Source organism: Lysobacter olei, assembly GCF_054777355.1.
In genome coordinates this window covers 112,177-131,384 of sequence record NZ_BAAHAT010000008.1, presented here as the reverse complement: position 1 = coordinate 131,384, position 19,208 = coordinate 112,177, and the positions used below count along the sequence as shown (strand labels likewise).

At 59.9% G+C, this 19,208-nt stretch carries 16 protein-coding genes; all 16 read left to right on the top strand.

What is annotated here, in order from left to right; translation table 11 throughout:
• Nucleotides 1–41 precede the first annotated feature (41 nt).
• Entirely contained in the window at nt 42–422 is a 381-nt protein-coding gene (locus tag ACYVBS_RS12650; protein ID WP_460824036.1) for a DUF4398 domain-containing protein, read from the top strand.
• Nucleotides 422–1,369 (top strand): OmpA family protein, encoded by a 948-nt coding sequence (locus ACYVBS_RS12645; RefSeq protein WP_460824034.1) that lies wholly within the window; start codon nt 422–424, stop codon nt 1,367–1,369. Before ACYVBS_RS12650 ends, ACYVBS_RS12645 begins: the two co-directional genes overlap by 1 nt.
• A 340-nt stretch (nt 1,370–1,709) precedes the next feature.
• Entirely contained in the window at nt 1,710–1,928 is a 219-nt protein-coding gene (locus tag ACYVBS_RS12640; RefSeq protein ID WP_460824032.1) for a YdcH family protein, read from the top strand.
• Between the two features lie 166 nt (nt 1,929–2,094).
• Nucleotides 2,095–3,471, top strand: a complete 1,377-nt coding sequence (locus ACYVBS_RS12635) for a pyridoxal-phosphate dependent enzyme (RefSeq protein WP_460824031.1) — start codon at nt 2,095–2,097, stop codon at nt 3,469–3,471.
• A gap of 169 nt (nt 3,472–3,640) precedes the next feature.
• The gene (locus tag ACYVBS_RS12630; protein ID WP_460824030.1) at nt 3,641–4,819 is read left to right on the top strand and encodes a cystathionine gamma-synthase; all 1,179 of its coding nucleotides are present in this window, start codon (nt 3,641–3,643) and stop codon (nt 4,817–4,819) included.
• Entirely contained in the window at nt 4,819–5,610 is a 792-nt protein-coding gene (locus ACYVBS_RS12625) for an ABC transporter permease (protein ID WP_460824029.1), read from the top strand. Before ACYVBS_RS12630 ends, ACYVBS_RS12625 begins: the two co-directional genes overlap by 1 nt.
• Before the next feature lie 2 nt (nt 5,611–5,612).
• Entirely contained in the window at nt 5,613–6,395 is a 783-nt protein-coding gene (locus ACYVBS_RS12620) for an ABC transporter ATP-binding protein (RefSeq protein WP_460824027.1), read from the top strand.
• A gap of 303 nt (nt 6,396–6,698) precedes the next feature.
• A complete protein-coding gene (locus tag ACYVBS_RS12615; protein ID WP_460824026.1) occupies nt 6,699–7,910 on the top strand; it encodes a glycosyltransferase in 1,212 nt (403 codons plus the stop codon).
• Nucleotides 7,911–8,059: 149 nt separating this feature from the next.
• Nucleotides 8,060–9,325, top strand: a complete 1,266-nt coding sequence (gene wecC, locus ACYVBS_RS12610) for a UDP-N-acetyl-D-mannosamine dehydrogenase (protein ID WP_460824024.1) — start codon at nt 8,060–8,062, stop codon at nt 9,323–9,325.
• A gap of 276 nt (nt 9,326–9,601) precedes the next feature.
• Nucleotides 9,602–10,081, top strand: a complete 480-nt coding sequence (locus tag ACYVBS_RS12605) for a hypothetical protein (protein WP_460824023.1) — start codon at nt 9,602–9,604, stop codon at nt 10,079–10,081.
• A 64-nt stretch (nt 10,082–10,145) separates the two neighbouring features.
• Nucleotides 10,146–11,723, top strand: coding sequence for a CgeB family protein (locus ACYVBS_RS12600; protein ID WP_460824022.1), 1,578 nt, complete (start codon nt 10,146–10,148; stop codon nt 11,721–11,723).
• A 25-nt stretch (nt 11,724–11,748) separates the two neighbouring features.
• A complete protein-coding gene (locus ACYVBS_RS12595; protein WP_460824021.1) occupies nt 11,749–13,926 on the top strand; it encodes a glycosyltransferase in 2,178 nt (725 codons plus the stop codon).
• The gene (locus ACYVBS_RS12590) at nt 13,923–14,648 is read left to right on the top strand and encodes a DUF6270 domain-containing protein (RefSeq protein WP_460824020.1); all 726 of its coding nucleotides are present in this window, start codon (nt 13,923–13,925) and stop codon (nt 14,646–14,648) included. Before ACYVBS_RS12595 ends, ACYVBS_RS12590 begins: the two co-directional genes overlap by 4 nt.
• 29 nt (nt 14,649–14,677) lie before the next feature.
• The gene (locus ACYVBS_RS12585; protein WP_460824019.1) at nt 14,678–16,684 is read left to right on the top strand and encodes an acyltransferase family protein; all 2,007 of its coding nucleotides are present in this window, start codon (nt 14,678–14,680) and stop codon (nt 16,682–16,684) included.
• A 19-nt stretch (nt 16,685–16,703) separates the two neighbouring features.
• On the top strand, nt 16,704–17,195 hold the full coding sequence (locus tag ACYVBS_RS12580) for a hypothetical protein (protein WP_460824018.1): 492 nt from the start codon (nt 16,704–16,706) through the stop codon (nt 17,193–17,195).
• A 30-nt stretch (nt 17,196–17,225) separates the two neighbouring features.
• Nucleotides 17,226–19,010: a heparinase II/III family protein gene (locus ACYVBS_RS12575; RefSeq protein ID WP_460824017.1), complete on the top strand. Its 1,785-nt coding sequence runs from the start codon at nt 17,226–17,228 to the stop codon at nt 19,008–19,010.
• The last annotated feature ends 198 nt before the right edge of the window (nt 19,011–19,208 follow it).

Here is a 19,208-nt window from a genome sequence, read left to right as displayed (position 1 = left end):
GACAATGGCCGCGCGAGCCCTCTCAATCACGGCACCCCTTGATGAATCCTAGCTTCGCACACTTTCGTTTTCCGCTGCTGTCCACTTTTCTGATCTGTGCGCTGGGTGCTTGTGCGACCCTGCCGCCGCCGACCGGGGAGCTGGCGAGTGCCCAACAGGCCGTGACCCGGGCGGACGGCGCCGATGCGTCGCAGCACGCCCCTGACCACCTGGCCACGGCGCGTGATGCCCTGGGGCGGGCGCAGGCCGCGATGGCAGCCGGCAAGGAGGACGATGCCCGGCGCATGGCGTTGGCCGCGGCCGCCGAGGCCGACCTGGCCTTTGCCAAGAGCCGCGAAGCGGTCACCCGGGCGGAACTGACGCAGCGCCAGGCCGAGGTGGCGGAGCTGCGTCGCCGACTGAATCTGGAGGAGGGGCCGTGATGTCGCGTCCGATCATGCTGGCCGCGGCGTTGGCGGCGGCCTTTGTGGCGTTCCCGGCCACCGCGCAGGATAAGTCCGACGCCGTGGCCCGCCTCAACCAGCGCCTCGTTGCGGTGGAAGGCAACGCCCAGTACAGCGGAATGGCCGCCTATGAGCGGCTGCAGGCCCATCAGGCCATCGCGACCCTCGCCAACGCGCCCGGGCGGGAGCGCGAGGCGGCCCTGTTCGTGGCGGAGCGCCGGGTGGAAGCGGCCGAGATCGCGGCCCGCACCGAAGCGATGCGCCGCGACGTGGAGCGGCTGGACCGCGAGCGCAGCGAGCTGATGCTGGAGGCGTCGCGCCAGGACGCCGCCCGTGCGCGGGCCGAAGCCGAGCGCCTGCGCATGGAGGCCCAACTGCAGGCCGAGGAGGCCGCCCGGCTTCGCGCCCAGGCCGAGGCCGACGCCTTGGCGCGCCAGGACGTCGAGACCGCGCTCGAAGATGTGGCGGGCGCCCACGAGGCCAAGCTGAAGGCCGCCCGTGCCCGCGAGTTGCAACTCGCCCGGCAGGAAGCCGAGCTGTTGACCGGCGGCAAGCTGCCGCCGTCCAAGGTCGGCCCCCGTGGCGAAGTGTTCACCTTGGCCGGCGATGCCTTCACGTCTGGCAAGGCCAGGTTGACCCCGGCGGCCACCGCCGCGGTCAAGACGTTGTCCGCCTACCTGCAGGCCGTCAACGGCGCACGGGCACGAGTGGAGGGTCATACCGACAGCCAAGGCAGCGCGGCGGCCAATCGCACGCTGTCCCAGCAACGGGCGGCCGCGGTGCGCGAGGCGCTGGTGGCGGCTGGCTTGCCGGCGGGCCGGGTCGAGGCCGTGGGCCAGGGTGCCGACCACCCGGTGGGCGACAACCGGACCGAGGCCGGGCGGGCCGCAAACCGCCGCGTGGAAGTCATTGTTCCGTCAAAATAACGTTATTCATCAATCGGTTGGGTTGCTGACTGGGCGTTCGGTCAGGCGGGGTGGGGCTTTCGGCCGACAGTCGCCCGCGCCATCCGTCGGCATCCATTCGGGGACGCTTGCCCCTCGGGATGGGCAGGAGTAGGGTCGATTATCCAAGCGGTCCTTTTTCCGCTTGGCGATGAGCCAGGCCCATGAAGCAGGTGTCGACTTCACAGGATCCCGCCGCCGGCAAGCCGGTGCCGGGGCCGTGTGATCCCGGCCCCCGGATGGATCTGGCCACCATGAAGACTCCCCGCGACGCCTCGACCGCACGGTCGGGGCGTTTGTATTTGTGCTGAAGGAGGCACTCATGTTCGAAGGTCAACCGCAGCTGGAAATCGACGCGCTTATCAAGAGCAACCCGGAGTTCAAGCAGCTCTACCAACGCCATCAACTCCTCGACAAGAAGCTGATGGACGCCGATCTGGGCGTACTTCCCATCGATGACACCACCCTCCACCAGATGAAGCGCGAAAAGCTGGCGGCCAAGGACCGGTTGGTCCGCATGTACGAAACCCGACCCCACTGATTGTTCACCCGCGGGCGGCAGTGGCCCTCCTCGTCGGCCAGCCGCCCGCGATCCCCGGCCGCCGCGGCGGCGCACCCGGGTGGTGCGTGCCGCGGCGGCCGGCGGCCCCCGCAGCCGGTTAAACTCCCCGGACTGGCCGTACTGTCCCCCGGCCCGCGGATTTCGAATGCCCATCCACGCCTCCGTACTGGAACTCATCGGCCAGACGCCGATCGTCAAGGCGCGCAACCTCGACACCGGGGTGTGCGAGCTCTACTTCAAGCTGGAATCGCAGAACCCCGGCGGGTCGATCAAGGACCGCATTGGCCTGAAAATGATCGAGGCCGCCGAGGCGCGCGGCGACATCAAGCCAGGCGACACGCTGGTCGAAGGTACCGCCGGCAACACCGGCATCGGCCTGGCGCTGGTGGCCCAGCAGAAGGGCTACAAGCTGATACTCGTCGTGCCGGACAAGATGAGCCGCGAGAAGATCTTCAACCTCAAGGCGATGGGCGCGCAGGTCGTGCTGACCCGCTCCGACGTGGCCAAGGGCCACCCGGACTACTACCAGGACATGGCCGAGCGCATCGCGCGCGAGACCCCGGGTGCGTACTTCATCAACCAGTTCGGCAACCCGGACAATCCGGCCGCGCACGAGCACGGCACCGGCCCCGAGATCCTCGCGCAGATGGCCGAGGTGGGCGGGCTGGACGCCATCGTGTTCGGTTGCGGCAGCTCCGGCACCATGACCGGCCTGTCGCGCTGCTTTGCCGAGAAGTCGCCGCAGACCGAACTGGTGCTGGCCGACCCGGTCGGCTCGATCCTGGAGGAATACATCAACCGTGGCACGCTGAGCGACAAGTCGGCGAGCTGGATGGTGGAGGGCATCGGCGAGGACTTCCTGCCGCCCATCTCCGACTTCACCCGGGTGAAGAAGGCCTACGCCATCAGCGACAAGGAAAGCTTCCTGACCGCGCGCATGCTGCTGGAGAAGGAAGGCATCCTCGGCGGTTCGTCCACCGGCACCCTGCTGGCCGCCGCGCTCAAGTACTGCAAGGAGCAGACCACGCCGAAGAAGGTGCTGGTGTTCGTCTGCGACACGGGCAACAAGTACCTGTCGAAGATGTACAACGACTACTGGATGCTGGACAACGGCTTCCTGGCGCGAGAGCCATACAACGACCTGCGTGACCTGATCCTGCGACCGTTCTCGCAGCGCGACACGGTGGTCGTGGGCGCGAACGACCTGTTGGTCACCGCCTACCAGCGCATGAAGCTGTATGACGTCAGCCAGTTGCCGGTGATGGAAGGCGACCGCCTGGTGGGCATCGTCGATGAGAGCGACGTGCTGCTGCACGTGTACGGCGACGAATCGCGGTTCCGCGACCCGGTGTCCACGGCGATGGTCAGCAAGCTCGACAAGGTGGACGTGCGCGCGCCGATCGAGGCGCTGCTGCCGGTGTTTGACCGGGGGCACGTGGCGATCGTGACCGAAGGAGAAAAATTCTTGGGGCTGATCACGCGGATCGATTTGCTGAACTATTTGCGTCGCAGGGTGCAGTAGGCATCCACCAGAAGGGCTGCGGCTGTTAGCTGAACAGGCTCGCAGCGGTGGTGCGATTCGTGACGGTGCGCGCATCGTCATGGTGGGCCAGGCTATGGCCCCCAGTGAGGCCAAGAAAGGCCGGTGATAGAATCGCCGGTCGCCCGCCGTGGGCGTGTGGAGCAACTCAATGGCCGACCAACCGACGGGCCACGCCAGTCCAAAACCGGGTCTCGGGACCCTCGCGATTCACGCCGGACAGGCGCCGGATCCGAGTACGGGCGCGGTAATGACCCCGATCTATGCAACGTCGACCTACGTGCAGTCCAGCCCTGGCGTGCACCAAGGGTTTGAGTACTCGCGCAGCCACAACCCAACCCGGTTCGCCTACGAACGCTGCGTGGCGGCGTTGGAGGGCGGTACCCGCGGGTTTGCGTTTGCCTCCGGCCTAGCGGCCACCTCGACCATCCTCGAGCTTCTGGACGCCGGCAGCCATGTCATCGCGATGGATGACGTGTACGGCGGCACCTACCGCCTGTTCGAGCGCGTGCGCCGGCGTACGGCCGGTCTGGATTTCAGCTGGGTTGACCTGAGCGACGTGGCGGCGTTCGAGGCCGCGATCCGCCCTGACACCAAACTGGTGTGGATCGAGACCCCGACCAATCCACTGCTGAAACTGGTCGACATCGCCCAGATCGCCGAAGTGGCCCGCAAGCGCGGGCTGATCGTGGTGGTGGACAACACGTTCTGCTCGCCGATCATCCAGCGGCCGCTGGAGCTGGGTGCACACATCGTGATGCATTCGGCCACCAAGTACCTCAATGGGCACTCCGACATCGTCGGCGGCATGGTGGTGGTGGGCGATGACACCGAACTGGCCGAGCAGATGGCCTTCCTGCAGAACGCCGTCGGTGGCGTGCAGGGGCCCTTTGACAGCTTCCTAGCGCTGCGTGGGTTGAAGACACTGCACCTGCGGATGAAGGCGCATTGCGAGAATGCGATGGCGTTGGCGGAATGGCTGGAGGGGCACCCGGCGATCGAGAAGGTAATCTATCCGGGACTCCAGTCGCATCCGCAGCATGGGCTGGCGAAGCGGCAGATGGGTGGGTTTGGCGGCATGGTGAGCATCTATGTCAAGGGTGGCTTCGAAGCGGCAAAGCGGTTTTGCGAACACGCCCGGCTGTTCGCGCTGGCTGAGTCATTGGGGGGCGTGGAAAGCCTGGTCAACCACCCTGCAGTGATGACGCACGCCAGCGTCCCGCCCAAGCGCAGAGAGGCATTGGGCATCGATGACAACCTCGTGCGGTTAAGCGTAGGTGTGGAGTGCGTGGAAGATCTGATTTCTTCGGCCCAGGAGGCACTCGCCTGATGCAGCGCTCGCTACTTCAAGACTACCGCAGCAGCTTGCTCGATCCTGGATTCTGGACGTACGCGACTTGGCTTGAAATCGTCACAAAATACCGCAAGTCCCGGCTGGGTCTGTTCTGGGCTTTTTTCCCTCCGGCGCTGTATGCCTTTGGGGTCGGTTGGTTCTTTGCAAACGTGCAGGGAATGTCTGCCTCGCAGTTCATACCGCATATGTGTCTTGGATACGTGCTGTTCCGGCTCGTGACAGTCTCAGTCCTGGAGTCCGCGACCGCGTTCGCTTCTTCATCAAGCTTCATTCTTGATGGTAGAACTCGACTCACTGACTACGTGCTGCGCGTGGTAGTAAAGGCGATGTTTTATTTCGTGACTGCCGCTCCCGTGATTGCGGTGAGCTTAATGCTGAGCCCCGGATTCCATTGGAGTGGCCTGATTGCGGCGATTCCCGCCTTTGCTTTAGTGCTCCTCAACATCGCTTGGCTGGGCGTTATTGTGGCGGTGATAGGGGCTCGTTTCCCGGACATCCATGAGCTGACGGGTAGCATTCTCATGTTCAGTTTTCTGTTCACGCCAATTGTCTGGGTGGCAAGCCAGGTTCCCGTGGATTCTCTCCGCGGAGGAATTGCCCGAGCCAATCCATTGTTCCACCTAATAGAGGTCGTTCGGGCGCCTCTACTCGGTGAGCCAGTGGAGCGACTGAGTTTCGCATACCTCGCCGGCATGCTTGCAATCGGATGGATGGTTGCGGCATTTGTCTACCGCCGCTACGCGCGCTTCGTGCCTTTGTGGGTTTAAAAATGGGCCTTGAAGTCAGTCTGGATGTCCACCGGATCGGTTTGGACCTCCCCATTTTTACCCAAGAACAGCGTGCGGTTAGGGCAAGTCTCGGAGTGCTGCTTCGCGCAGCATTTCAACCGCCGAAGCGTCAAGTACGCACCATCCTGAACGACATCAGTTTTTCACTGAAGGCTGGGGATCGCTTGGGAGTTGTCGGGCGCAATGGTTCCGGAAAGTCCACATTGCTCAAGATGTTGGTCGGGGCATACGAGCCGACCCGCGGATATATCGAGGGCAGTGGCTCACGCCAAGCGCTGCTTAACCTCTCGTTGGGGTTTGTGGGTGACGCTACACTGGTTGAGAACATTATGCTCCGGGGGATTGCCATGGGGCTTAAGCCGGCTGCGGCTACTTCTATCATTGACGAAGTCCTGGGCTTTTCGGAGTTAGAGGAGAAGGCAGGGCATCGGCTTCATACGTTGTCGGCCGGACAGCGTATGCGGTTGGGGTTTTCTCTTGCGACAGCGGTCCAGCACCAGATCCTGATCATGGACGAATGGATTGGCACCGGGGACGTCGCTTTCGTTAATAAGGCTCAGGAACGCATTCGCTCACGAGTGGACAATGCAAAGGTGGTAGTCCTGGCAAGCCACAATTTCCAGCTGATCCGCAATGTATGTACTAGAGCACTGGTATTGGAAGACGGATGCGTACACGCCTTTGGTGATGTGGACGAGGTGTTGAAAGAGTACGATCGAATACTGCGGGATAATCGTCACGTAGTGTTGCCGCAGGCAGTTTGAGGGGCGGCGCTCATGCGAATTCTACTGATTGCCTACGACTTTCCCCCAGTGCCTTCGCCGCAAAGCTTGCGGTGGGCGTACTTGGTGCGCGAGTTGCACTGGCATGGGCATGACGTGCGCGTACTTGCTCCGGATATTCCCGGGTACGGTCCCGGGGGGTTGCCGGAAATCCCCGCCAAGATAGTAGTGCACCGAGTTTACGCCGGAAGGCTTACAGGGTTGCTGGCCGGAAGGTCGAAGCCCAAGGGGGCCGTTTCCAGACAGGCCTCTTCAGCGCCAACGGTGGTTGGGGCCAGTGCCCCAGTGACGGAGGCCATTGTCTGGTCGGAGCTCAACTGGAAAGGGCGAATCCGGTTCTACCTCGAGAGTGCGTTGCAGAGTGCCGCGAAACGGCTGCTGCAACCAGTCTTGCGCGGGCTTTTGGGTGGAGACGCGCCCACGGCTCAATTGAACTGGAGAGGACTCGCCGCTGAAGTGCTCAAGGCGGTCGCTTCGAAGTGGATGTTTCCCGACCATAGAGCGGAGTGGATTCCATATGCGCGTAAAGAACTGAAGCGCATCGCGGATGAGTTCCCACCAGATATCGTCGTCCTGTCCCATGAGCCGGCGTGTTCACTACCTTTGGCATCCACGGCAACAGCGCTTGGACTTCCATGGGTGGCGGACTTGGGAGATCCAGTCTTTGCGCCTTACACGCCGGAGCGATGGCGGCAGCGTGCGACGCAATTAGAGCGAGACATATGCTTGGGCGCTGGATTCATCAGCGTAACTAGCAGGGGGGCTATTGATGTGCTGGCGGACAGGCATGGCGTGCCTAGGGAAAAGTTCCTACTCCTTACCCAGGGGTACGACGCCACCTTCCAGATTGAAGATGCAGATTTGGCTATTACCTACGAAGCAAGCCGCTTGGAGTTACTCTATACGGGTAGTTTCTATAGCTTTAGGCGCGCTGAGTCGTTGCTGCAAGCCGTTTGCAACACCCGCGATGTTCGATTGACTGTGGCGACGGTGGCCGCTCCTGATTACCTGCGTGCAGCAGCGATGCGGTATCCAGAAAGTATCAGGATCGCTGGATTCTTGCCGCATACGTCTGCGCTCGCTGCTCAGCGGGGTTGTGATGTGCTGGTCAACATAGCGAACGCTGATCCAGTGCAAGTTCCCGGAAAGATCTACGAATACTTGGGGGCCGGTCGGCCAATCGTCCATTTGCGTGGCGTTGCTCCGGACGCGACGAGCATGTTGGTCAAAGAGCTGGGTGTGGGCTGGGAGCTTGGCGTGGATGTGGCGGAACTCAAGGGACTTTTTGAGAAATTGTCGCGTGCCAAACTGTCGGCCAATGGCCAAATCCAGGCCCCTATGGCTAGGCATGTAGGGATAGAATCATTTGCCTGGCGTAAAATCGCCGCCGACTGGCAGCTTGCCGCTCGCGCGCTCTTGCAGGCGAGGACGCCTAGCACGACTGAAACCCATGCTGATTTCGATATTGCCGGCCGCGAGGTTGGCGATAGCATGTGATGTGCACGCGTCCCTACTGGGGCCGCATGGCGATGGTGACGCCGTAGCGGCGCGGTAGAAGATTTTCAATGTGTATTTCCCATCCCGGCTGGGTGACAGCGAAGTTGTATACAAGCGCCAATTTTTCAAAGGCTGCAAAGGAACAATCAATGAGCGTTGGTCTGAAGGTTTCGGTTGTCGGACTTGGTTATATCGGGCTGCCGACCGCAACGATGTTTGCGTCCCGACGATGCGAGGTGCTTGGCATAGACGTCAACCCTCATGTCGTAGAGACAGTCAATCAGGGGCGTATCCATATTGTCGAGCCGGAGCTGGACATGCTGGTTCACGCGGCCGTCAGCGCTGGAAGCCTAAAGGCGGCCCTTGCGCCGGAGCCCGCAGATGTGTTCCTGATTGCTGTCCCTACGCCGTTCAAGGACGATCATATCCCCGACCTTTGCTACGTGAAGGCGGCGGCAGAGGCAATCGCGCCCGTTCTGCGGCCAGGCAATATCGTGATCCTTGAGTCGACATCCCCTGTCGGGACCACTGAACAAATGGTGGGCTGGTTGCAAGCAGCGCGTCCCGATCTCAAATTTCCCGTATCGTCCCATGATACTGAAATCGACGTGTGCGTTGCCTATTGCCCAGAGCGCGTGCTGCCAGGAAAAGTGGTGCACGAGCTTGTGGAGAACGATCGGATTATAGGTGGTATCACCCCGCTTTGCTCCGAAAAAGCAGTCGAAATATACCGAATATTCGTGGAAGGTCAGCTCATTATCACCAATGCTCGAACGGCCGAAATGTGCAAGCTGACCGAGAATGCCTATCGTGACGTCAATATTGCATTCGCCAATGAACTGTCGCTCATCTGTGACCGGATGGGCATCAATGTTTGGGAGCTCATTCGCCTCGCGAACCACCACCCCCGCGTGAATATTCTCCAGCCTGGTTGCGGCGTGGGTGGCCATTGCATCGCAGTGGACCCTTGGTTCATCGTCGATTCCGCGCCGGAGCAGGCCAAAATCATCCGTGCTGCTCGGGAAGTGAACGACGGCAAGCCCGAGTGGGTTGCAGCCAAGGTAAAGGATGCGGTTGATGACTTGATTTCGCGTGGTCAATCGCGCGGCTCGTTGAAGATCGCCGTCCTCGGCCTCGCTTTCAAGCCGGACATCGATGACCTACGTGAAAGTCCTGCGCTGCAAATTGCCGAGCGCCTTGCGTCTGAGTATCCGGCTGCATTGATGATTGTCGAGCCAAACATCGACAGCTTGCCGCGGAGTTTGGGAGCCAGTGTTCTAGTTGGACTTGACGAAGCCCGAGCCAATGCTGACCTGATGGTCATGCTAGTGGGTCACAAGCAGTTCGCCGACATTGGCTGCAAGCTTCCAGCAGACCTGCAAGTGGTGGACGTGGCCGGCATCATCAGTCGATAGCATGGCAGGTCGAAGGATGCCGTCGTACACTGGGGAGAAGCTTGCTGCGCAGCTTCTCGAACAAGAGAAGAACGCATGAAAAAGCGGGACAGTTTCGGCCGGGGTCCGCATATCTCCGGGACTAGCGCACTCCGAGAGGCGCAAGAACGTTGTGTAAAGCTGGCTGAGACGCTGGCTTCGGAGCGTATGCGAGCCCAGGAGGCGCGTGACGCGGAGGAGAGTACGAAGGCGGCTCTGGAAGACGCGGTAGGCAGGTGTGCTGTGCTCGAGCAAGAGTTGAGTGCACTGCAATCGCAGTATGCTGTCGCGCAGCAGAAGCGCGATGGACATTATCGCAAGTTGGTGGCTGAGCAGGCACGCTCCAAGCAACTCTCGCAAGAGCTCGATTCTTTAGAAGAGCTGTATGCGACCGCGCAGCACAAACGAGATGGCCATTTCCTGCACTTGGAAGCCGAACGTGCGCGGTCGAAAGCCCTTCTGGAAGTTGCGAAGAACCTCCATGCAGAGAATCAGATTTTCAAGAGTTCGATTGCGTTCAAACTGGGTAGCGCCCTGCTCGCAATGCGGAGACCAACTGGCATTTTTCGCTTCCCTTTAGTTGCCGTTTCCAGCTTGCGCGAAAAGTGGGCTAGGCCCGATGGCAAGATTCAAACTGCCCCCTTCGTCCCGCCTCGTATAGCTCCCGTCATGCTTCCTGCGAAGAAGTCTCCTGCTCGAAGGGGGGGGCGGACTTCCACTGCTTTCGGCGCAGCCTAAGGCAGACAGGATAGCAGTAGGTTTGGAGGCCAAACGGCTTTCCGCTCTGGGCTGGACGCAGGAAGTGGATTTGTCCAAGCCGGTCATGATGAGCGTCTTCGATGAATTCTCACGGGCATGTTTCGCTCCGCAGGCATCGCTGATCGAGCCGCGTCCCGACAACTGGGAAGCACTCCTGGATCGCTACTCGCCCAAATTGCTTTTCGTTGAGTCTTCATGGAAGGGAAATTACGGTACGTGGCAATATCGCGTGGCCAACTATGCGCATCCTCCGGGCCGCGAGCTAAAGGAAATGGTCGCTGGCTGCCGTGCGCGGGGCATCCCTACTGTATTCTGGAACAAAGAGGACCCCGTACACTTTTCGAACTTCATTGAAGCGGCAGCCGGGTTCGATCATGTGTTCACCACGGCGGCGGAAGCAGTTCCCATGTATCGGGAACGGACTCAGGCAAAAGTCGGGGTGCTTCAGTTCGCCGCAGAAGAGAGCCTCCACAATCCGATAGGGTCCAGCAACCGAAATCAGCGAATCTGCTTCGCAGGCAGCTTCTATGCCAACCGCTTCCAGGAGCGTCGAGACGATCAGCTGATGTTGCTCGAAGCGGCATCTCGCTTCGATCTGGACATCTACGATCGCAACCATAACCCGAAAGCAACGAGCCGGTCCGATTTTGAGTTTCCCGAACGGTTTTCGCCATTTATCAGGCCGGCTATTCCCTACGCGGAGATGGGCGAGGCATACCGCAAGTACAGGGTGTTCCTGAACGTTAACTCTGTCATCGACTCTCCGACTATGTTCTCTCGGCGCGTGTTCGAGTTGCTTGCCTGCGGCACACCAGTGGTGAGTACGTGGTCGCGTGGAATTGAGCAAACTTTCGGTGATCTTGTCTGGCTGGTGAAAGTCAGGGAGGAGGCGGACGAGGCTCTCAACGTGCTCATGACCGATGATCGGGAATGGCGGCGCCGAAGTATCGAAGGTGTTCGTAGGGTTCTTGGCCAGCACACCTTCCGTCATCGCTTCCAAGATGTGTTGGAGAGCGTGGGCATTGACTTTGCTTACGACGACATGCCGTCGACGGTTCAGGTTCTTTCGCTAGTCTCTTCGGTAGAGGAAGCCAACGCGGTGTTGGAGGCTTTCACGCGGCAGGTCATGCCGGCTGGGGTGCGAAATCGCCTCGTCCTCTTCTGTAAGGGGGGCGGCATGCCTGGCAGGACCGTTCCGAACGTAGATGTCGTTCCAGTGGACGACTCTCTACTCTTTGACGAGATGGCTGTTCATCCTTCAGTGGATAAAAACAGCGTGCAGGCACTGATGCTGCCGACCTGTGTCTACGGCGACTTCCACCTGCTCGATCTGCTTATTGGAAAACGGTACAGCGGCGCGGCAATGGTGGGCAAAGCGCGTGACAACGTTCCATTTAACGAGTATCGATTTGGCATCCCCCTCGCGCTAGGTTCGGTGATGTTCGAATCGTCGAAGCTTAGCCTCAATGGGGGTAGCTTGGAGGCGTGGCTTCATAAGGAGGTTCCGATGTCCGACTCGGATGCTCGCCGGACATTTGCGATTGATCGTGATGGTTTTTCGGTTGTGGGTAGTGTTGTCGATCCGGTCGGGATCGACCTCGCTTTGTCAGCTCGCTACTGAGGGGGAGCCCATGCAGAGAATAAAAGTGGGTGTCGCCGGTTACGACCTCAAGTTCTGGAAGCCACTGGAAAACGCATTGGCTGAAACTGGGCGTTTCGAATTCCGTCACGACGTCTGGTCGGGGCATGATAGAACTGATCACAGAGGCGCGGGCGAGTTGCTCGGTTGGGCCGATGTGCTAGTGGCCGAGTGGGCGTTGGGAAATTCTGTTTATTATTCCCACAACAAACGTCCGGGGCAGCGGTTGATCGTCCGGATGCACCAGCAGGAGCGCCACACGGAATTTCTCAACCACATCAATTACGGAAAGGTTGATCAGGTCCTTTTCGTAGGGCGCCACATTCTGGAGGACTGCGTCAAGCGGTTCCCGGTGCCGAGAGAAAAGGCCCGTGTCCTGGGCAATTTTGTTGATACCAAGCGCTTTGATCTGACAAAAGTAGGTGGCAACGAGTTTACGCTAGGTATGATCGGCATCGCCCCGCAGCTCAAGGGCTTGGACCGAGCGATCGATCTGCTGGAAGTTTTAGTGGATCGCGACGAACGGTACCGTCTCCGGATCAAAGGGGACTCCCCTGCGTCGATTCCGTGGCTCTGGGGGCGAACGGCAGAACGCCAATACTACGAGGCCGTGTTTGATCGGATCAACTCCGGCCCGCTGCGCTATCACGTGAACTTCGACCCACCTGGCAAGGATGTGGAGCACTGGCTCAAGTACGTTGGCTACCTGCTATCTCCCTCCACGATGGAGAGCTTCCACATGGCGCTGGCTGAAGGTGCGGCGTCTGGTGCGGTTCCCGTACTTTGGAAGCGGGAGGGCGTGGAATCGATTTTTCCGGAGTTTGAACCGCTCGATTCGTCCACTGCGGCAGCCGACTGGATCGAGTTTCACAACCGTTCGGCAGCGGGCATCCGCATGCGGAGTATTGCGAAGAAGGCCATGCATCGCCGCTACTGCCGAGAGGAAATCGTCGGCCGGTGGGCTGCGCTGCTTGAAACCGAAAATCGAAACGCATATGGGAACCTAATTCCTGCCGTGAAGGGGCGAAAGGTTCTGGTGGTCTGGGCGATCGATGACTGGTCTATCTTCCATCGCGCTGAGATGCTGTCGGCCCTCCAGGAAAACCTAGGTGACGAATGGCATATGGTCGTGATCGAGCCAGGCAACCATTTTGGTGCCATTATCCAGAAAGGATGGGCTGAAGAGGCTGAACTCAAGCGGATCGCGGCAGGTGAACTGCTGCCTGTGACACATAACATTTCGCGCACACGGCTTTTGACCGGTGGAGTCCCTGCTGACATTCTGGGGGCTTCTGGAATCGTGCACTCCAATGAATTGGAGGTGCTCAAGCAAATTCTCGACAGGAACTTCGCGCAAGCAACGCAGCCCGTGCATTGGATATACAAGCCCGACCAAGCCGGGCGCTTGGGCGCGGCGCCGTACGTGTACGAGATCTATGACGACTACACCATGGATTTCTCGACGGGGGCGCCGCTGCCCGGAATCGCAGAGATGGAGAAGGCGGCGATTGACGGGGCGCGACACGTGTTCTTCACGTCGGAGCCACTCCAGGCCCGCAAGTCCAGCGCGCGGACCCCTGCGTCTCTGGTAGGCAACGGCGTCGACTATCCGGTCTTTGCCAAATACAGGGTTGAGCGCTCCGCCAGGGTTGGTCGCCCGGTGGCGGGCTATCTTGGTAATCTGTCCGACTTCTTTGACTGGCAGCTCATGCACGATGTCTGTTCCCGAATGGCCCATGTCGATTTCGTCTTTCACGGGCAGGTGGAAACGCATCGCCTCGGCAGGCGGGAGACGCTGTATCACGCAATGCGCGCCATGCCGAATGTCCGTTTCTCCGGGCGCGTCAACCGCGTCCTGGGCGCCAGTTCGATCGCACGCTACGACGTGTTGCTCATTCCGTTTGTGGTGAATGACGCAATGGACGCGGTGAATCCGCTCAAGCTCTGGGAGTACCTTGCGACGGGGCTTCCGGTCGTCAGTACGCCCATGGTGGCGGTCAATGAGGAAGAGCCTCTGGTGATCACTGCCCATGGTGCCGATGCGTGGGTGGCGGGGATCGATCGTGCTGTGGCGCCGGAGTTCAACTGCGGCGACTCAGTCCAGGCCCGGATTTCGCGTGCAGAAGCCCACTCTTGGGACCGGCTCACCCGGACACATGCGAACGTGCTGAAGGCCCTGCAATGAGCGACAAGAGTTCGCCCCTGCTAATAGTCGGCAGTTGCGTCTCGCGAGACATCCTGGAAGTGGATGCGGCCGGCTGCACTCTGGAGGGCTACATTGCGCGCACATCAATGGCCAGCGTGGGGGTTTCTGCGGTCGCCGACAGCGACGTCAGGTCGATGGCCGAAGCGCTTCAAAGTCAGTTCCAGCGCGACATGATCCTTAATGACCTGGACAAGACGACGCTGGAGCGGGTGCAACAGGCAAAAGCCCGCCACGTGCTCGTGGACTTCGTGGACGAACGGTTTACCTTGATTTGCAGTGGCAACAGTTTCTTCAGTCTTTCCGGTGAATTACAGAAAGCGGGTGTCTCGGCAGAAGGGCGGGCAGTGATCGAACCTGGAATAGAGCCCTACTTCACGCTTTGGCTGAACGGGTTCGAGCGATTCGTGTTGGCAGTGGGCACCGACCGGATCATTCTCAACCGGGCCTTCTGGGCGCGCGGCACGCGAGAAAATCCGACGGCATTTAGCGAATCGTGGGTTACCCGCAACAATCAACTACTGGGCGCCTTGTACGAACGGATCGAGTCGCGCTGGCAGTTCAAGACGATTCGCTATCCGGATGATCTCGTGGTGGGCAATGCCGCCCACAGATGGGGGGAGGCGCCGTATCACTTCGAGGACGCGCTTTACCGCCATGCGGCCGCGCAGATCCGTAGTTACGCGAACGAGATGGGCGAGTGAGTAGGCTTTTGGAGCTGAAGTCCATTCCCGTGGCCGAGCATGTTGGGCGCAGCTACCGCCCCGACATCGACGGTCTGCGCGCGGTGGCCGTGCTCAGCGTGGTGCTCTATCACATCAACAAGAGTCTAATCCCGGGAGGTTACGTCGGGGTGGACGTCTTTTTCGTCATTTCAGGATACCTCATCACCCGGAACATCTGGAGCGAGGTACGCCAGGGGTCTTTTTCGATCCTCAACTTCTATGTCCGGCGCGTCCACCGCATCTACCCGGCATTTGCCGTGGTCACCCTTGCCACGCTGGTGGCGGGTGCGCTGCTCCTGTTGCCGACCGACATGGTCAGATTGGCCCGGTCGGCATTCTGGTCGGCGTTCTCCCTGCCCAACGTCTATTTCTGGAAATATCTCGACACCGCTTATTTCGCTGCCGCATCCGAAGAAGAGCCCCTGTTGCACATGTGGTCGTTGGGGGTGGAGGAACAGTTCTACTTCATCTGGCCGTGCCTGTTGCTGGCCTCGTTCCTGATCGGGCGAAAGCGATCGGGTGCCGCGATAGGGATTGCGGTTATTGTTGCCGTGCTTTCCTTTACGTACGCACAGGCTTTTTTGTCGGCGGCGCCTAAGTTCACTTACTACATGCTCCCCGCGCGTGCCGGTGAGTTGATGATGGGGGCCTTGCTGGCACTGCTGCCCGTCGCTGGTAACGAACACGGAGGCAGTAAATTCGGAAAAGGGCTGAACGAAACGCTTTCCGTGGCAGGTGTACTGCTCATTGCAGGCTCGCTGGCACTGCTGAATGACAATTCTCGTTTCCCGGGCTTCAACGCGATCTGGCCTTGCCTTGGGACTGTGCTGCTGATCCGGGCAGGGCAGGGACCGGCTTCATCGGTGTCCCGCAGCGTGTTGTCACTACGCCCACTGGTCTTCGTGGGCTTGATCTCCTACTCGCTCTATCTTTGGCATTGGCCCATATTGTCCTTCATCCGTTATTTCACCGGGCAGGTGTCCGCGGTGGCTGGGGCCGTCGCGTTCGTGGTCATGCTCGTTTTGGCGTGGCTCAGCTACCGGTTCGTTGAGACCCCCCTGCGGCACTGGCGACCCAGGCGTGCGACGAGCTTTGGTGCACTGTGGGTTGCTCCGCTTTCGGTAATGGCGCTGCTCGCCTATGGATTGCTGGTGACTGACGGTTTGAGGCAGCAGGTGGCGCGGCAAGGTGGGAGGGCAAGCCTGGCAATGGCGGTGGCACCTGCGTACTCGTTCAAATACGTGTGCCAAACTTCGGTTACCGACCCCAATGTCTTGGATGACCCACGTTGCCTTGCCGGAGCAGCCACCAAGCAGGAGCCGCGCGTCCTGTTGTGGGGCGACTCCAAAGCTGCTCAGTACATCGGCTTTCTGGATGAGGTCGGCAAGCAACAGGGTTTCTCCTTCCGCAACGCCGAACATTCGTCGTGCCCACCAATTTTTGTCGACAACAGGGGCTCAGGTACCTATCGCGAAAGCTGCAACCGCTTCTGGAAGTTGATGCAGGCGGAAATATCCACTCGCAAGTTTGACGTAATTTTCATTGGGGCGAGTTGGGGCTACTACGGCGGAAATGACGCGTTCCAGAACGAGTTCAGGGACACTCTGGATAGGGTCCTGAGCAGTGGAGCCAAGGTTGTTTTGCTCAGTGACGTGCCGCGCTACATTGGCTACAACCGTGCGTGTCCGGAGCGCACGTCGCGGCTGCCAGTGGCGCTAGATTGTGAGCCGATGGATGGAGCAATAAAGGCGGATCTGTATCCAGCGGAACAATTCCTGTCGATGCTGGCGGCTCAGAGCGCTGGACAGATTCAATTCGTCGATTTCAAGAAACTTGTCTGCCCAAGAGGTCGCTGTCGCGCTTCCATTGGCGGGGCGCCTCTTTACTTCGATGAAGGACACATCAGTCTTCAGGGGGGGCGGATGCTCGCAAAAGAACTACTAGACTCACAAGACCCTCCCGTGTTGTTTTCAGCGGTGGGAAATAACGACCATACGCGGCACCTTTCCCAGTAAAACGTAATCAGGATAAATTATGAAAATGAAGATTCTGCCCTTTATGATCGTTGCGGTACTCGGTACCAGTGCGTGCGACAAAATTGCGCCGCCTATTGAGAGTTCGAGCGCGTCGTCCAGTCCTGCTCCGGCCGGCCCGGCAGTCGCTGCGGCGCCGGCGCCCTTTTCTCCTCGTCTACTGACTGAGCCGGTCATGGGCGTATACACGCCCGACTTCCCGTACTCCCTGCGGAGCAAGACCGAGGGTGAATCGGGCAACGGGGGAAAGACGTCTCTCGCAGTCGAGTTCTGGGGATTGACCGTCGATGAAGCGGAAAAGCGCGTACGGGAAGCGTTGGTCAGCTCTGGATTCCAGGTTAAAGCGGAAAATTCCGGGAATGGCGCGCACAGTGCACGATACTCGACCCCTCGAGCGGAGCAGGAAGTTCTGGTCAATGTGTCCCCCATTGGTCGCCGCAAGCGCACGGCACCCGATAGCGTGGGCACCATCTATTTCGAGTGGTCGAACTGACGTGCTGCCACGCTGAGGAGTAAATTGAGAATGCCGAGTTGGGAAAGATATCTGCAGATACCCGAGGAGTCGCTGGCTTTTCATGATGCCCCGATCGCCGCAGGTAGCTTGCCGATTCTTCTGGTTTCGCCATACGCACTCGGCATCCTCCTCGGAGGGCATTTGCCCTCCGAGCGCCAGCTTAAGTTGACCGACGCATGGATTGCGACAGGGGACGCCGAAAAAGCCAGACGCCTGCTGGACGAAGGTGTTTTCGATTTTCCGAACAAGGGTGAGGTAAAGGTGACAGTGCCCATGCAGTGGGCGACGGCGCAAGGAGAGAACAACTACGGCTGGCAATTACACGCATTGGGGTTCCTGTGCCACTTGGTCCGGCTTCATCGTGACACGGGTGACGCTGCGGCACTGGAATTGGTCAAGGCGATCATGCTGGACTGGAACGACAAGAACCTGTCGCTCCCCTATCCATCGATCCTGTCTTGGAACGACCACGCTGCAGCGTTGCGCCTAGGGACCATCCGTCATGTGTTTCTCCATCTCCTTCGTTCCGGTATCGCTGACGTGGAGTTCCTCAAGTCGTTATTGTCGATGGCGGCGCGCCATATCGGCGTCCTTAACGATAGTTCGTTCTATTCGAAAGGCACCAACCACGGATTGGACCAAGCGTTCCAGCTCTTCTGCGCCGCCGCCGTATTTCCGGTTTTCTCGACAGCCCCCGATGCGGCTTCCACGGCCATGGAGCGGATGAAGCACGAGGTCGAGATTGCGTTCGGGCCGGACCATGTCCATGTGGAAAACAGCCCGCAGTACCACCCGGTCATACTGGCGAGCGTTCTCCAGGTGAACTCCAGCGTGACCAGCTTTGGCGGGGAGCCACTCATTCCGGATATTCCGGGCTTCATCAGTGGGGCTCTCCGTTATCTGGCTTATGTCCTCCGCCCGGATGGGTGCTTTCCACCCATCGGTGACAGCGAAGTGTCTCCGGTCACGCGCAACATGGCTTGGATGTCGTCTTATAGCGGATACCAAGGCTTTGTTCACGCATCCACTCAAGGCCGGGAAGGTGAAGATTTCAAGCCTTGGCACGCGGTATTTGAGTACTCGGGTTACGCCGTTTTCCGTGGCGACCCCAGCCGGTTCACTCACATGGATCGCCCCCACCTCGTCCTGAAGTGTGGACTACGCAGCCGCTACCACCGGCAAGACGACGATACGTCGTTTGTTCTTCACGCACTTGGGGAGGACTGGCTGACCGACGGCGGGCTCTATATCCACGATCATGGTATCCCCGAACGCGAATACATGCGTTCGACCATGGCCCATTCGCTGGTTGTTCCCTACGGCGCAACGGCAACTCGGCAGCCGGGGAATGGAGAAATCTCACGCATAACCAAGTGTTCCCTGAAGGACGAGAATGCCCAGGTGAGTTGCGAGACGCGGATGTTCGAAGGCTTCACGATCGGGCGGACGTTGGTCTACAACGGCGATCTTCAGCTTGAGGTTGCGGACACCATGTGCGCTGATGATGACGGGCTCCATCATTATCAGCAGCTCTGGCAGGTGCCGGGAGATCTGGAGGTCGCACTGTTTGCCGACGGGTTCCGCGCAACTTCTCCGCGGACCGGTAACAGCATGGAGCTACGTATCGAAAGCTCAGCGCTGTTGCGTCTGGGCGTTGCGACGAAGGCGACTGGCTTACTGGGTATCTGCTCGAAAAAGTACAATGCTCTCGAGCCCGTAACCGTAGTGCGCGCGGAGTATCTTGGGCAGGGGAGACTGGATAGTCGGGCCCGTCTGGTCCTGACGAGAGGCTGATTGCGCCCCCGGATGTACCCTTGCGGGGTTCGCATGGGCATCATTGGCGATCCCTATGGTGCTGCTCGGTGCTCTGGCCCGTAGCGTCACCAGCGCAGGCAAATCCGCCCCCTACAGTGTTAGTGCGGGTTGTGCTCCTGTCGCCATTGTGTGGCCAAGCCGCGCAACCCATCCAGTCATCGAATCTATCAGTGGCGC